At 66.4% G+C, this 15,157-nt stretch carries 14 protein-coding genes; 5 read left to right on the forward strand and 9 right to left on the reverse strand.

Annotated features, from left to right (window positions below; all coding sequences use genetic code 11):
• The 3 genes from pdxR to AC1DJT_RS17860 form a co-directional block, all read left to right on the forward strand.
• A partial coding sequence (gene pdxR / locus AC1DJT_RS17850; RefSeq protein WP_476834559.1) for a MocR-like pyridoxine biosynthesis transcription factor PdxR occupies positions 1–1,427 on the forward strand: 1,427 nt, incomplete at its 5' end.
• A 70-nt stretch (positions 1,428–1,497) separates the two neighbouring features.
• Positions 1,498–2,292 carry a 2-keto-4-pentenoate hydratase gene (locus AC1DJT_RS17855; RefSeq protein WP_441504664.1) on the forward strand — a complete coding sequence of 265 codons (795 nt, stop codon included), beginning with the start codon at positions 1,498–1,500 and terminating at the stop codon, positions 2,290–2,292.
• Between the two features lie 90 nt (positions 2,293–2,382).
• Positions 2,383–3,294 (forward strand): aminoglycoside phosphotransferase family protein, encoded by a 912-nt coding sequence (locus AC1DJT_RS17860; protein ID WP_441504665.1) that lies wholly within the window; start codon positions 2,383–2,385, stop codon positions 3,292–3,294.
• Between the two features lie 41 nt (positions 3,295–3,335).
• On the opposite strand, the gene hpaR is transcribed toward AC1DJT_RS17860, so the two are convergent.
• From hpaR to AC1DJT_RS17905, 9 genes are all read right to left on the reverse strand, one after another.
• The gene (gene hpaR, locus AC1DJT_RS17865; RefSeq protein ID WP_441488563.1) at positions 3,336–3,875 is read right to left on the reverse strand and encodes a homoprotocatechuate degradation operon regulator HpaR; all 540 of its coding nucleotides are present in this window, start codon (positions 3,873–3,875) and stop codon (positions 3,336–3,338) included.
• Between the two features lie 64 nt (positions 3,876–3,939).
• Entirely contained in the window at positions 3,940–4,353 is a 414-nt protein-coding gene (locus tag AC1DJT_RS17870) for a 5-carboxymethyl-2-hydroxymuconate Delta-isomerase (protein ID WP_441488564.1), read from the reverse strand.
• A gap of 20 nt (positions 4,354–4,373) precedes the next feature.
• The gene (locus AC1DJT_RS17875; protein ID WP_476834560.1) at positions 4,374–5,534 is read right to left on the reverse strand and encodes a pyridoxal-phosphate-dependent aminotransferase family protein; all 1,161 of its coding nucleotides are present in this window, start codon (positions 5,532–5,534) and stop codon (positions 4,374–4,376) included.
• A gap of 48 nt (positions 5,535–5,582) precedes the next feature.
• Positions 5,583–6,320, reverse strand: a complete 738-nt coding sequence (locus tag AC1DJT_RS17880) for an amino acid ABC transporter ATP-binding protein (protein WP_441488566.1) — start codon at positions 6,318–6,320, stop codon at positions 5,583–5,585.
• Positions 6,321–6,340: 20 nt separating this feature from the next.
• Positions 6,341–7,453: an amino acid ABC transporter permease gene (locus AC1DJT_RS17885; RefSeq protein ID WP_441488567.1), complete on the reverse strand. Its 1,113-nt coding sequence runs from the start codon at positions 7,451–7,453 to the stop codon at positions 6,341–6,343.
• Positions 7,450–8,634 carry an amino acid ABC transporter permease gene (locus AC1DJT_RS17890; RefSeq protein ID WP_476768250.1) on the reverse strand — a complete coding sequence of 395 codons (1,185 nt, stop codon included), beginning with the start codon at positions 8,632–8,634 and terminating at the stop codon, positions 7,450–7,452. Before AC1DJT_RS17890 ends, AC1DJT_RS17885 begins: the two co-directional genes overlap by 4 nt.
• A gap of 65 nt (positions 8,635–8,699) precedes the next feature.
• Positions 8,700–9,737, reverse strand: coding sequence for an amino acid ABC transporter substrate-binding protein (locus tag AC1DJT_RS17895; protein ID WP_441488569.1), 1,038 nt, complete (start codon positions 9,735–9,737; stop codon positions 8,700–8,702).
• Positions 9,738–10,123: 386 nt separating this feature from the next.
• Positions 10,124–10,927, reverse strand: coding sequence for a 2-oxo-hept-4-ene-1,7-dioate hydratase (gene hpaH, locus AC1DJT_RS17900; RefSeq protein ID WP_441488570.1), 804 nt, complete (start codon positions 10,925–10,927; stop codon positions 10,124–10,126).
• Between the two features lie 3 nt (positions 10,928–10,930).
• Positions 10,931–11,800, reverse strand: a complete 870-nt coding sequence (locus AC1DJT_RS17905; RefSeq protein WP_476834561.1) for a fumarylacetoacetate hydrolase family protein — start codon at positions 11,798–11,800, stop codon at positions 10,931–10,933.
• 493 nt (positions 11,801–12,293) lie between these two features.
• Here AC1DJT_RS17905 and AC1DJT_RS17910 point away from each other — a divergent pair, with 493 nt between their 5' ends.
• Complete coding sequence (locus AC1DJT_RS17910) at positions 12,294–13,088, forward strand: IclR family transcriptional regulator (protein ID WP_441504667.1); 795 nt, start codon at positions 12,294–12,296, stop codon at positions 13,086–13,088.
• Between the two features lie 4 nt (positions 13,089–13,092).
• Entirely contained in the window at positions 13,093–15,156 is a 2,064-nt protein-coding gene (locus AC1DJT_RS17915; RefSeq protein WP_441504668.1) for a hydantoinase/oxoprolinase family protein, read from the forward strand.
• Position 15,157: the final 1 nt, after the last annotated feature.

Here is a 15,157-nt window from a genome sequence, read left to right on the forward strand (position 1 = left end):
GGCCGGAACCGCTCTACGACCAGATCGCGGGGCAGCTCCGTGCGATGGTCGTGGCCGGCGCCATCCCCCGCGGAGCACGGCTGCCACCGCAGCGAAAGCTCTCGGACGAACTCGATGTCTCCCGCTCGACGATCGTGCTCGCCTATGCCCGCCTGAAGAACGAGGGCTATGCGCATGGCCGCACCGGCGCTGGGACCTATATCGAGACCGACCTGCCGGAGGATCTGCACCGCCGCCTGGACGCCCCGGCCCCAGCCGGGCCGCCGCGGCAGCCGCGCATCCTGGCAAGGCGTGGCAGCGCGCTGATGGGCCTGCCGCTCCCGAGCGAGCGTGAGCTCGGCTACGATCTCAGCCCCCTGCTCCCGGCGCTCGACGAATTGCCGTTCAGCGACATCCGCCGCAGCACCGCCGAATACTGGGGCTCTGAGCCCTGGCCCCAGTTCAGCTTCAGCGAGCGCCTCGGGCTCCCGGCCCTGCGTCAGCAGATCGCCAAATATCTCGGCGAATACGAGGGCGTGCCCTGCGCGGCCGAGCAGATCGCGGTCGTCGCCAGCACGACACAGGCCTTCATCCTTCTCGCCCAGCTGCTGCTCGACCCAGGCGACGGCGTCATCGTCGAGGATCCGGGCTATCCGACCCGGGTCGCCGCGCTCGTGGCGAATGGTGCCCGCGTCCTGCCGCATGCGGTCGATCATGACGGGCTCTGCGTCGATCGCTTCAGCGCGGAGACTGAGACCGCCCGGATGGTGATCGCCTCGCCGACCAATCAGTTTCCCTACGGCTCGACGATGCCGATGGCGCGCCGGCTTTCGCTGCTGGCCTGGGCCCGCGCACGGGACGCCTGGGTGATCGAGTATGATTACAGCAGCCCGATCGGCATCAACCGCCAGCCCCTGGCTTCCCTGCTGTCGCTCGATACCGACCAGCGCGTCATCTTCATCGGCAACATCAACCGGATCTTCTCCCCGTCGCTCGGCCTGACCTATCTGGTCCTGCCCCCCGATCTGGTCGAGCTGTTCTACCGGGCCAAGCTGGTCTTCTCCTGCTATCTGCCGCCGCCGCTGCAGCAGATGGTGGCCGATATCATGGGCCGGGGCGTGCTGGCCCGGCATGTCAGGCGGATGCGGCTTCTGTATCGCGAGCGGGCGGCCATCCTCGTCGGAGCCCTGCGTGAGGCGCTCAGCGATCGGCTGGTCATTCCCGAGGTGACGGCGGGGTTGCATCTGACCGCCCATGCGCGCGGCCCGCTCGACGACCGCGCGGTCACCGATGCCGCCCGGCAGCGCGGCATCGATGTGCCGGCCCTGTCCCGCTACCGGCTGCAGAGCCAGGAGGCGACGGGGTTCATCTTCGGCTTCGGCAATACCGCGCCCGAGCGCATTCCGCCGGCGGTGCGGCGCTTTGCCGAGATCGTGGCGGCGACCTAGCGTGGCCGTGGCGAAGAATTTGAAATTTGACGCCGGGGCTCGAAGAAGCACCGGCCTGGGGGAGAACGAGATGATCGATGAGAATGGATTGGCGCAGCGCTTGATGCGCGAGCACGAGGAACAGGTGCGCTTCCGCCCGTTCGCGGCGGCGAGCGGCATCGCTTCGCTCGAGGACGCCTACAGGGTGCAGGACCGCTATGTCTCGCTGCTGCAAACCCGGTTCGGTGACGGGATCGGCTACAAGATCGGCCTGACCTCGCAGCGCATGCAGACGATGTGCGGCATCGACCAGCCGATCGCCGGGGTCGTCCTGGCCGACCGGCTGCACCATTCCGGCGCGAAGGTCGCAATCTCCGGCTATGGGCGGATCGGTCTCGAATTCGAGATCGCCGTGCGCCTAGCGAACGATCTTCCCGTCGGCGGCCCCGCCTTCACGCCCGAAACCGTCGCTGCCCATGTCGGCGGCGTCTGCGCCGCAATCGAGATCGTCGACGACCGCGCCGCCGACTATGCCGAGCTCGACGTGCTCTCGCTCGTCGCCGACAATTCCTGGAACGGCGGCATCGTCCTCTCCGAATTCCGCAGCGCGTGGCCCGCGCTGGATGCGGTCACCGGCGTGGTCCACCGCAATGGCGTCGAGATCGACCGCGGCCACGGACGGGACGTGCTCGGCCACCCCTTCTCGCCCCTGGCCTGGCTGGCGAATGCGCTGGCGGCCAAGGGCCGGACGCTACGTGCCGGCGATGTGGTCATGACCGGCAGCCTGGTCACCACCCGCTTTCCGACCGAGACGGAAACCTACACTTTCGCGTTGGACGGCATCGGAGCCGTCGAACTCACTGTCGAAGCCGGCAAACCTGGCTGAAACAGGTTTGCTCCCGCCCCCTCTCCTTGCAGGCGTTTGTACCGTCGTGGCTGACTGGAAAGCCCCCGGTGCAGACTGTAAGCAAGAGCCATGGCGCAGCAGGACCATGATCTCTGTGTCCCGATCGATGCCGGACTTGTTCGACGATTGATCGCCGCACAATTCCCCGCATGGGCTGACCTGCCCATCGAGCCAATCGAGCCGGGCGGCTGGGACAATCGTACCTTTCGTCTGGGCGATCAGATGTCGGTCCGCCTGCCGAGTGCGGCTGCCTATGCGCCTCAGGTCGAAAAGGAGCGCCGCTGGCTGCCAAAGCTGGCGCCTCACCTCCCATTGCCGATCCCCGCGCCACTTGCCCTGGGCGCTCCAGCGGAGGCCTACCCGTGGCCATGGTCCGTCTATCGCTGGCTTGACGGCGAGCCAGCCGCGACCAACCCGATTGCCGATCTCACGCAGTTCGCCCGCTCGCTTGCCGGGTTTCTCGGCGCCCTTCAGCGCATCGACGCGACTGGCGGGCCGGCGGCGGGGCAACATAATTTTCATCGGGGTGGCAGGCTGGCGGTCTATGATGCAGAAGCCCGGGCTGCGCTTGCAGCGCTTGGGTGCCGCACCGACATCGCTGCGGCCGAGAGCGTATGGGCCGCCGCGCTCGGTTCGCAGTGGCGCGGCCCGCCTGTCTGGGTCCATGGCGATATTGCCCTTGGCAACCTGCTCATCAGGAATGGCAAGCTCTTTGCCGTGATCGACTTCGGGAGTTCGGGGGTCGGCGACCCTGCCTGCGACCTCGCGATCGCGTGGACGGAGTTTACCGGAGCGAGCCGCGACATGTTCCGTGCCGCGCTTTCCCTCGACGACGACACCTGGGCCCGCGCCCGCGGCTGGGCCCTGTGGAAGGCGCTGATCACGGTTGCCGGCCACGATCGCAACCAGCGCGATGCGGACAAATCATGGCAGGTGATCGAGCGCGTATTGGCGGACCACCGGCAGTTCGACGGCAAATAGGTGAACCCGAACATCCCCGCCGGKAGCGCGCCTCTCCGGGCTTATCCCGGCCGGCGGTTTGATCCATGGGATCCGCCGCTGTCCAGGCCATCCAGGCAATCTTCGAGCTGCCGAAGCAGGCTTTGCAATTCGGCAAGACGCTCGCTGCCGTAACGTCCCGTGATCTCGCGATAGATCGCCTCGGACTCGACGCCGGCCCGCTCGATMAGCTCAAGACCCAGCGGCGAGATCGAGACGAGCCCCCGGCGCAGATCGGCCTGCGAGGTGCGCCGCAGGATGAGGCCGCGTTCGTCGAGGTCCTTCAGGATGCGCGAAAGACTGGGCGCGAGCAGGAACGTGTCCTCCGCCAGCGCCGTCACCTCGATCGTGTTCACGGCCGTCAGGGCGCGCAGAACGCGCCACTGCTGCTCCGTCATGCCGAAATGCCGAAGGCTGGCACGGAAATGGCGCATCACCGCTTCCCGGGCCCGCAGCAGGGACATCGGCAGGGATTTGGAGAAATGGCGCAGGCGCACGCGCGCTGCCGGCTGCCCGGTTTCGGCAGGCAGGTCCAGGCCCTCGGCTGGCGTCCGGTCGCTCATCAATCCCCCCGCTGMCAGGAATGGCCTGGCCAGCCCCATTTTCCGGCCTGCCGAGTCGCCCTTTTCAGGCCGACATCTTCTCTGGAATACCGCGCTGCTTCAAATACTCGCGGTAATTGCTCGTCTTGAAATTGACCGTCTCATCGGCCTCTTCCATCTGCACGGAAATGCCGAGGGGCCGCGACGCGCTGACCGGGGCGAGCAGCGCCTTCACCGCCTCGAACACCCGGCTGCCCGCCGTCTTGCGGTCGGCCTCGGAGCGCCCGGCCGCGATCCGCAGCAGGACATGCACGAACGCGTTATCGGGGTGACCGTCGACGATGAGATAGTTCGCGACGGGCACGCCGCGCGTGCGCGCCCCGGCGAAGGGGAAGATGCTGCCGTCGCCGATCAGGGCATCCTGCACGGTCTTCAGCAGCGCGGGCACGTCGACGCTGGCTTCGAGATTGGTCGAATACTCGACCCAGATATGAGGCATGGATACGATCCGTTGCTGGATTAGCGGAGGGCGGCAGCGGCGGCAGTGATGCCGGCACCGACTGAGGGGACGGRGTGACCGAGCGCAACAAGCGTGCGTTCGAGAAAATGCAGGTCGGTCAGGATATCGGCTTCGCTGATCTGGCCCATCGTGCCGATGCGGATGACCCTGCCGCTCAGCCGGTTGCGCGCACCGGCGATCATCGTGTTGTAGGTCTCGTTGAGGTGCTTGACGATCGCCCCGCCCGTCAGGGGCTCGGGCACCGACGCGACGACAACGGTCTGGGAGGCCACGGCAGGATCACCGAAAGCCGGCAGGCCAAGCGCGACACAGCCGGCGCGGAGCGCGCCCGAGAGCCGCTCGTGCCGCGCGAAGACCTGCGGCAGCCCCTCCTCGTGAATCATCTTCAGCGCCTCGTGCAGGCCAAAGAGCAACGAGACCGGGCAGGTGAAGGCGGTCTCCTGGTTGTCGACGACGGCCAGCGCCTTGCGCATGTCCCAGTAGAAGCGCGGGCAGCGGTCGGTGCGCTCGATGACCTTGCGGGCCTTGTCGCTGACGCTGGCGAGGCCGAGGCCGGGCGGGCACATCAGCGCCTTCTGCGAGCCGGTGACGACGATGTCGACGCCCCACTCGTCCTGGCGCAGCTCCATGCCGCCGAGCCCGCTGATCGAGTCGACGAGGAACAGCGTCTCGCGCTCGCGCAGGAGCGCGCCGATGCCGGCAAGATCGGTCACCGCACCGGTCGAGCTCTCGTTATGGACAGCGATCACGGCGCGGTACTCGGCCTTGTCGAGCTCGGCGGCGACCCGCGCCGGGGTCGGCGCATGCCCCCATTCGCTCTCGATGACGTCGACCTGCGCGCCCAGTGCCCGCGCGATCTGGGCATAGCGCTCGCTGAACTGGCCGTGGACCAGCGCCAGCACTTTCTCGCCGGGAGCGAGAATATTGACGAGGCTCGCCTCCATCACGCCGGTTCCGGAGCTGCCGAAGACCAGCACCGGCGCCTGCGTGCCGAAGAGCGGCTTGATCAGGCGCTGGATCTCGCCCAGCACGACACGCATCTGCGCGCCGCGATGGTTGACGATCGGCAGCGCGGTGGCACTGCGCACGCGCTCGGGGATCGAGATCGGCCCGGGGATGCGCAGGCGATAGGGATAAGCGGCGGAAGGCGTCGTGCTCACGGGGTTCAGGCTCCGGACTGGAATGATGGCTGCGGCTGGGCCGGCCGGTTAGTGAATGACCTGCTGGATGAACTGGCGGGCGCGCTCGGTTCGCGGCGCAGAGAAGAAGGCGTCCGGCGTCCCGACTTCGGCGATGGCGCCGTTATCCATGAAGACGACCCGGTCAGCCACGGCGCGCGCAAAACCCATTTCATGGGTGACGCAGATCATCGTCATGCCGGTGCCGGCGAGCTCGATCATCACGTCCAGGACCTCCTTGACCATCTCGGGATCGAGTGCGGAAGTCGGCTCGTCGAAGAGCATGACGTCCGGTTCCATGGCGAGCGCCCGGGCGATAGCGACGCGCTGCTGCTGGCCGCCCGAGAGCTGGTTCGGGAACTTGCGGGCCTGCTGGCCGATATGGACGCGTTCGAGCAGCTCCATGGCCTGGGCTTCCGCCGCGGCGCGCGGCAGGCGCCTGAGCTTGATCGGGCCGAGCGTCAGGTTGTCGAGGATCGACAGATGCGGGAACAGGTTGAACGACTGGAAGACCATGCCGACGCGCTGCCGGATCTTCTCGATATTGTCGTCGCCCTGAGACACGGTCTCGCCGCCGACCGTGATCCTGCCACCCTCATAGTGCTCGAGGCCGTTGATGCAGCGGATCATCGTCGACTTGCCCGAGCCCGACGGGCCGCAGACCACGATGCGTTCGCCCTGCTTCACCGCAAGGTCGATGCCGCGCAGGACGTGGAACTGCGAGAACCATTTATCGACGTTCTCGAGCCGGATGATGGGATTTTCCATGATTGCAATACCCGATGCGGTCAGGCCCGGTCGGCCCGTGCGAAGCCGCCCTCGATGGCGCGGCTGTAGCAGGACAGCCCAAAGCTCATGAGCCAGAAGACCAGCCCGACGACGAAGTAACCCTCGGCCTGCGAGCCGACCCAGAGCGGGTCCGCGACGCCGGCGGAGACGATGTTGAGCAGGTCGAACAATCCGACGACCATCACCAGCGTCGTGTTCTTGAGCAGCGAGATGGTGGTGTTGACGATGCCGGGCACGACCTTCCGGATCGCCTGGGGCAGGATGATGTAGAGCATCGTGCGCCAGTAGCCGAAGCCGAGCGCCATGGCCGCCTCGTACTGCCCCTTCGGCAGCGCCTGCAGGCCTCCGCGCACCACCTCGGCCATGTAGGCAGCCTCGTAGAAGATGATGCCGACCACGGCGAGCGCGAGCGGATCAGGCTTCATGCCGGAAGGCAGGAAGAAGGGCAGCATCACGATGGCCATGAACAGCACCGTGATGAAGGGCACGCCGCGGCAGAATTCGATGAAGCCGATGCAGAACCAGCGKACCAGCGGCATCTGGCTGCGCCGCCCGAGCGCGAAGAGCGCGCCGAAGGGCAAKGAGAAGCTGATGCCGGAGACGGCAAGGATCAGCGTGAGCAGGAGCCCGCCCCATTTGTCGCTGGGCACCACCGGCAACCCGGCGACCCCGCCATGCAGCAGGACGAAGGTGACGACCGGCAGGACCACCATCATGAACAGGCCGGCATAGCCCTTCCCCGGAATGCGGGGCACCATCAGCCAGGTCAGCCCGGCGATCAGCAGGGCAAAGACGGTATCCGGGCGCCAACGTTCCAGCGGAGGGTAGAAGCCGTAGATGAACTGCGAGGCCTTGGCTGCAACGAAGCCCCAGCAGGCACCGCCCGGCACGCAATCGGCCCGGCTTGCAGCGGTCCAGGTCGCCTTGAACAGCGCCCAGGGCAGGATGGTCCAGGCGATCGCCCCGAGGATGAGGGCGACCGCGAGCGACAGCAACGCGTCGCGCCAGGAGGCGAAGATGCGCCGGCGCAGCCAGAGCGCGATCCGGGCCGGCGCACCGGCATGGGCGGCCGGGCGGCGCGGCGTATCGGAGATGAGGGCGGCTTCGGTCACCGTTCGACGATCCTGGTCATGTGGTTGAACAGGTTGATCAGCGCGCCGATCAGCAGGCTRATCGCGATATAGACGGCCATGGTCATGCCGACGATCTCGATGGCGCGGCCGGTCTGGTTGATGCTGATGCCGGTGAAGACGCCGACGAGATCGGGATAGCCGATCGCCACCGCGAGCGAGGAGCCCTTGAGGATATTGAGATACTGGTTCGACAGGGGCGGCAGCAGGACGCGCACCGCCTGCGGGATCACGATGAAGCGCAAGGTCCACCACCAGCCGAAGCCGAGCGCGGCCGCGGCTTCGCGCTGGCCCTTGCTCACGGACTCGATGCTGGCGCGTACCAGCTCGCCGATGAAGGCAGCGTTGTAGATCGCCATGGCGAAGACGAGTGCCGTCAGCTCCGGCACCAGGGCCCAGCCGCCGATGAAATTGAACCCTTTGAGCTGCGGCACGGAGACCGAGACCTGCGTGCCTGTCAGCGCGACAGTGAGGACCGGCAGGAGCACGAGCACCGCCAGCGACGGCAACCAGGCGTTCACCGAACGCCCCGTGCGCTCGGCATAGGAGGTCAGGCTGCGGAACAGGGCGAGCGCCGCAACGACTGCAATGAGGATGGCGATGACCAGGAGCCCCGGGCGATCGCTTGTCAGCGCCGGCAGGAAGACGCCGCGGTTCGAGAGATAGACCATGTCGCCGATACCGACGGCGACGCGCGGAGCGGGAAAGGCCCGGAGCGCGACATTGTACCAGATCAGGATATGGAGGAGCTGCGGCAGGTTGCGGACGAGCTCGACATAGATGCGAGCGGCGCGCGACACGGCCCAGTTGCCGGAGAGCTGCGCGATGCCGATGGCGAAGCCCAGGATCGTCGAGAGCACGATGGCGATCGCCGTCACCAGCAGCGTGTTGGTGATGCCAACGAGGAAGACCCGCCAGTAATTGTCGCTCGACGTATACGGGATCAGGTGGAACGCGATCTCGAAGCCCGCCTCCTGCCACAGGAAGTCGAACCCGAGCTTGAGGCCGCGGGCCGCGAGATTGTCGTAGAGGTTGCCGATGGCGACATGGGCCACCCAGGCCAGCGCGACCACGAGCAGCGCCTGGAAGACCCAGCCCATGACGCGGCGGCGTCCCGGCAGCGCAGTACGCTGAGATGATCGAACGGCAGGTGTGGTGGTCATTGTCCGGCTTGTCTGCGTGTGGGGAGATCGAGGCCGGCGGCTGGCGCCGGCCTCGCGCCTTTCGCTCAGCGGAGCAGCGGCGACGACATCAGGCCCTTGTTGTTCCAAAGGTTGTTGAGGCCGCGCTCGAGCTTGATCGGGCTCTTGTTGCCGAGATTGCGCTCGAACATCTCGCCGTAATTGCCGACGGCCTTGATCGCGTTGAGCGCCCAGTCATTGCCGAGCCCGAGCTTGACGCCGAAATCACCGGTCACGCCGAGCAGGCGCTGGACCTCCGGCGAGGTCGAACTCGCCTTCAGCTTCTCGACATTGGCCTGGGTGATCTCCAGCTCCTCGGCGGCGATCAGCGCATTGAGCGTCCAGCCGACGATATCCCGGAAGCGGCTATCGTCCTTGCGCACGACCGGGCCGATCGGCTCCATCGAGATCAACTCGGGCAGCACGACCCAGTCATCCGGCTTGCCGAGCTTCGACACGGCTCCGGCCAGGGCGCTCAGAACATTCGCATAGACGTCGCAACGCCCGGTTTCKAGGTTCTTCTCGTTCTGGTCGCGCGAATTGGCGGCGACCGGGGTGAACTTCAGGCCGTTCTTGCGGAAATAGTCGGCGAGGTTCAGCTCGTAATTGGAACCAGCGGAGACGCAGATCGACGCGCCATCGAGCTCCTTGGCGCTTTTGACGCCGAGCGACTTCTTCGCCAGGAAGCCCTGGCTGTCATAGAGATAGGCGCCGGGCCAGGCGACGTTCAGCTCGATATCGCGAACAAAGGTATGCGTGGCGGTGCGCGCCAGCAGATCGATGCCGCCCGACTGGAGCGTGGCGAACGCCGTCTTGATCTCGAGCGGCACGAACTTGATCTTCTCGGCATCGCCCAGCACGGCGGCGGCGACGGCACGGCAGAAATCGACCTCGAAGCCATTCCATTTCGCTGCGCTGTCGAGCGTGCTCATGCCGGTCTGCACGCCGCTGGACACGCCGCAATTGAGCAGCCCGCGCGCCTTGATCGTCTTCTGCGTGTCGCCGCTCTGGGCCGAAGCCACTGTCACGGCAGCCAGCATGCAGCCGGCAGCGAGGGTCCATTTGTTGCGCAGATATCCGAGCATTCCAATTCTCCCAGCAATTCCTACGGAGCGGTCATCGCGATCGGGGCCGCTCCGAAAACCGGGCCCCGATCTCACATAACAAGTTAATTATCAAGTTAATTATATCGGAGCGGGGAGCCGAAGAGATTGCATTCCCATTCCGATTTGATCTGGTTTGTCAGATGCTTGACTACGCGCCGGGGCTGCCGTCGCCATGACCGGGGCTGCATGGAGAGCCGACGGCTCCCCTGCCGAACGCATGCGGTGCGGCGCCCCCGCCAGCACTCCACCACTGGAGCCGAACGCCGCAAGCCGGCGCCGGCGCGACACGGCGCCGCGGGGGMCGTGGCCGCCCTCCGGGGACGCCGCCCCTTGCCCTTAGGGCAGAGGGAGCGACAGGCGTCTGCCTATTCGAAGAAGCAGCTGACGCTGCCCAGCGGGCCGTAATCGCCGGTGATGGTGTCGCCATGCCGCGCTTCCACCGGGCGAATGAAGGAGCCCGCCAGGACGATCTGGCCGGCCTCGATATGGTCGCCATAGGCGGCGAGCCGGTTCGCAAGCCAGGCGACGCCACGGGCGGGATGGTTCAGCACGCCAGCTCCGAGCCCTGTCTCCTCGACCTGGCCGTTGCGCGAGACGATGGCGCCKACCCAGCGAAGATCGACCTGGTCCGGCCGCATGGCACGGCCCCCGACGACGATGCCGGCATTGGCGGCATTGTCGGCGATCGTGTCGACGATAGTGCGGGCCTTCCCGCTCTGCGGATCGACGCGCAGAATGCGGGTATCGAGGATCTCGAGCGCCGGAGTGATGTAGTCGGTGGCATTGAGCACGTCGAAGATCCCGATATTGGGGCCCTTCAGCGGCGCCTTCATCACGAAGGCGATCTCGGCCTCGATCCGCGGCTGGATGAAGCGGTCCTTCGGCACGCTGTCGCCATCGGCGAACATCATGTCGTCGAACAGCACGCCTGAATCCGGGATGTCGATATTCAGCGCGTATTGCATCGCCTTGGAGGTCAGGCCGATCTTCCAGCCGATCACCTTTCGACCGGCGGCGATCTTGTGCTTCACCCAGGCGCCCTGGATGGAATAAGCGTCATCCATCGTCATCTGAGGATGCCTGAGCGACATCAGCCCCGTCTGGCGGCGCGTCCGTTCGGCCTCGTCGAGGCTCAGCGCCGCGGCGGCGATTTCATTGGCGTTCAGCATCGATCAGGCCTCGTCGGCAATGGTGTTGCGGAGAAGGCCGATCCCCTCGGCCTCGACCTCGACGACGTCACCGGGCTTCAGCCAGACCGGCGGCTCCAGGCGAGCCCCTGCCCCGGTCGGCGTKCCGGTGACGAGGATGTCGCCCGGCACGAGCGTGGTGAAGGTCGAGATGTAGCTGATGATCCGGCGGAAGGAGAAGACCATCCGGCTGGTCCGGTCCTCCTGGCGCAGCTCGCCGTTGACGCGGGTCGTCAGCGCGATATCGGCGATCTGCGCCTCATCGCTGAAGGGAACGAGCCATGGCCCGATGGAGCCCGAGCGGTCGAAATTCTTGCCCTGCGTGACGTTGAACTTGGCGTGCCGAACCCAGTCCCGGATCGTCCCCTCATTGCAAAGCGACAGGGCCGCGACATGGTTCAGCGCGTCGCGCTCGGCGATGCGGCGCCCCGCTTTGCCGATGACGATGACGATCTCGCCCTCATAATCGAGCTGCACGCTCTCGGGCGGGCGGATCAGCGGCTGGTCATGACCGGTGAAGGAGCGGGGAAAGCGCGGGAACAGGGAGGGATTGGCCGGGGCGGCCTGGCMATCCTTGTATTCGGCGTTGCGGTCGGGAAAATTGACGCCCACGCAGATGATCTTTTCGGGCGCGGCAATCGGAAGCTCGTAGCGGATCGCCTGGAACGGCAGATCCGGAGACAGCCCCGCCGCCGCGTCGGCAAGCTTCGCAAAGGCGCCCTCGGCTACCACCTCCTTCAGGCTCGGCCACCGAGCCGAGAAGCGGCTGGACAGGTCAATGACGCCCCCTTCCACGGCCAGGCCGTATCCGGCGCGGTTTTCAGCGGAGAAGCTGACGAATCTGGGGGCAAGCATGAATCCGGTCCTTCTGTCGCCTCGTGCCTTTGGCCGAGATCGACGTCTTCGAGAGTTGATTGCCAGGGGGATGGCGACGCGGCGGGCTGGCTTCAGCAACGGCGCAGGACCACACCGCCACGCAGGATTTATGATTATCATGTTAATTAGATAGCATGACCCGATCAAGAGGCGATCCGGCCTTATCCCCTACCCTGCCCTGACGTCCTGAGGTCGCGGCGGACATGTCGGGAAACCGCGCAGCGAAACCTGCGGTTCCGCATCGGCGCGCCATCGCTACGTGATCGATAGACGAGCAGTGGGACCACCGGTGCCCGCCCTTCACATCTGGGGAAGGCCGCCGTGACCGTTGGCGCCCATGCCGACGTCCCGTCAGCATTCCAGCCATCTCGGCGATCCGACTGACGCTTGACAGCCCGCTCGATCAAACCATAGCATATCAAATAACAAAATGATGTTTCATTATATGAAATGAAACACAGAGGGACGCTCCTTGACGCTCGATACCGACAAAGCCTCCGCCAAAGCTGTGCCTGCCGGCACAAGCACGCTCGACCTCGCCCTGCAGGCAGTCGAGTATCTGGTCCTGCAGAGCCGCCCCGTCGCACTGGCGCAGATTGCCGAGGCGCTCTCCTCCTCCAAGGCCACCATCTACCGGCATCTGGTGACGCTTCAGCGCCACGGCTTCGTCCGGCAGGATCCGAATACCGGCCGCTACGATGCCGGCATCAAGCTGATGGTMCTCGGCGAGGCGCTGCGACAGCGCTTCGATATCGTCTCGGCAGCACGCGAGGAGTTGATGACGCTCCGCGACCGCTCCGGCCAGGCCGTGACGCTTTGCGACGTGATCGATGAGGAATTGATCGTCCTCGAGCTGATCCAGGGCCGCACGATGATCGAATTCGCGATGCGGCCGGGCACGCGGCTCGCCTTCCACGCCAGCGCGCATGGCAAGATCTGGCTCGCCTTCGGCTCGCCGGAACGCAGTCGCACCGTTGCAGCCGGCGAGTTGAAGGCGTGGACGCCGAGCACGATCGTCTCCGGTGAGGCGCTTCTGGCGGAAATCGCACGCGTCCGCGAGTGCGGCTGGGCCACTGCGCCCGACCAGGTGATCACCGGCGTCAACACGCTGGCCGCCCCGGTCTTCGACCACCGCAAGGCGCTGGTCGGCTCGATCGCCATCGTCGGCTCCACGCAATTCATCGCGCCAGAACCCGATCCCGAACAGATCCGCGAAGTCGTCGGCGCAGCCGCACGCATCTCGCGCGGATTGACCTGGAAAGACTGAGATCATGACCTATTCCTTGGCCGTCGATATCGGCGGCACCTTCACGGACATCGTCCTGCGCGACTCCCGCGGCAGCCTCAGCGTCGACAAGACACTGACCACCCACCACGACCTGCTGGAGGGCTTCTTCCGGGGTGTCGATTCCGTGCTGGGCAAGGCCGGCATCGCGGCCGGCGCGATCGATGGTGTCGTGGTCCACGCCACCACGGTCGTCACCAACGCGCTGATCGAGCGCAAGGGGCTGCCGACGGCGCTCGTCGTCACGGAGGGCTTCCGCGACGTGCTCTCGATCCGCAACGAGCACCGCTATGACATGTACGATCCGCAGATCGAGTTCCCCGAGCCGCTGGTGACGCGCGAGCTGACCTTCGGCATCAAGGAGCGGGTCCTGGCAGACGGCACCCTCGCGCTTGCTCCGGCAGCCGAGGACATTACCGAACTCGCAGCCGAGATCCGCGCCTCCGGTGCTCGCGCCATCGCGATCTGCTTCCTCAACAGTTTCGCCAATCCTGAAAACGAGGTCGCGGTCGCGGCTGCCCTCTCTCGCGAACTCAACGACGTGTTCATCTGCACCTCGGCCGAGGTCGCGCCGCAGATCCGCGAATACCAGCGCGCCTCGACGGCGACGGTGAATGCCTACGCCATGCCGATCTCGCAGCCCTATCTCAAGCGGCTGAGCGACCGGCTGCGCGTCGAGGGTTTCGCCAACACGCCGCTGATCATGCTGTCCTCGGGCGGCGTCGTCGGCGCCGAGACAGCGGGCAAAAATCCCGTGCGCATGATCGAGAGCGGTCCGGCAGCCGGCGCCCTTGCTGCCTGCCACTATGCGGAGCTGCTCGGTATCGATCGACTGATGTCGTTCGACATGGGCGGCACCACGGCCAAGGCCTGCCTGATCGAGAACCGTACGCCGCTGATCACCGGGCTGTTCGAGGTCGACCGGCGCTACCGCTTCCGGGAAGGCAGCGGCCTGCCCGTCACGGTGCCTTCGATCGACCTGATCGAGATCGGCGCCGGCGGCGGCAGCATCGCCCATGTCGACGATCTCGGCCTGCTCAAGGTCGGGCCCGAAAGCGCGGGCTCCAATCCGGGACCTGCCTGCTACGGCCGCGGCGGCAAGAACGCGACCGTCACCGATGCAGATCTCGTGCTCGGCCTGATCGATGCCGAGAACTTCCTCGGCGGCGACATGTCGCTCGACAAGGCAGCCTGCGACGCCGCGATGGCGCGGCTCGGCGATGCGCTCGGCCTCAACGCCGTCCAGGCGGCGCGCGGCATCTACCGCATCGTCACGGAGGCCATGGCCTCGGCGGCGCGGACCCACGCCACCGATCGCGGCGTCGATTATCGCGGCCTGCCGCTCTTCGCCTTCGGGGGGGCCGGTCCGTTGCACGCCTGCGGCGTCGCGGACCTGCTGCAGAGCACCAGCGTGATCGTACCGCCGCAGTCGAGCGTGCTGTCGGCCTTCGGCACGCTCGTCACGCCGGTCCGGCTCGATCTGGTGCGCAGCGACCTGACGCGGGTCGACCATCTCGACTGGGGCCGCGTCGATCGTGTGCTCGGCGAGCTCGAGAGCGAGGGGCTGACGGCGCTCGGCGTATCCGGTTGCGCGGCGTCCGACGTCACGATCCTCATCGGCGCGGACATGCGCTATGTCGGCCAGCAGCACGAGGTCACGATCATCTTCGAGACCGACCCGCGCAAGAGCCGTGACAGCGCAGCGCTGACGGCACAGTTCGAGGCGGCCTATCGCACCCTCTACGGCGTCAACCCCTCGCATGTCCCGATCGAACTCGTGACCTGGCGCGTCGTGGCACGCGGTCCCCTGCCGCATTTCGACAGCCAGGCCCGGCCCCAGAACACAGCCGGTGCACCCAAGCGTCATCGTCCGGTCCATGCCTGGGAAGACGGTCAGTCGGTGCCGGTCTACGAGCGCTCCGCCCTCGCCACCGGCCAGACCATCGCCGGCCCCGCCATCATCGAGGAGCGCGAGACCACGACCGCGCTGCCCCCGGGCTGGAGCGCGACGATCGACGCGCTCGGCTGCATCGTCGCCACGAAAGGCTGAA

This window comes from Allobosea sp. 05T422_2 (assembly GCF_056396265.1).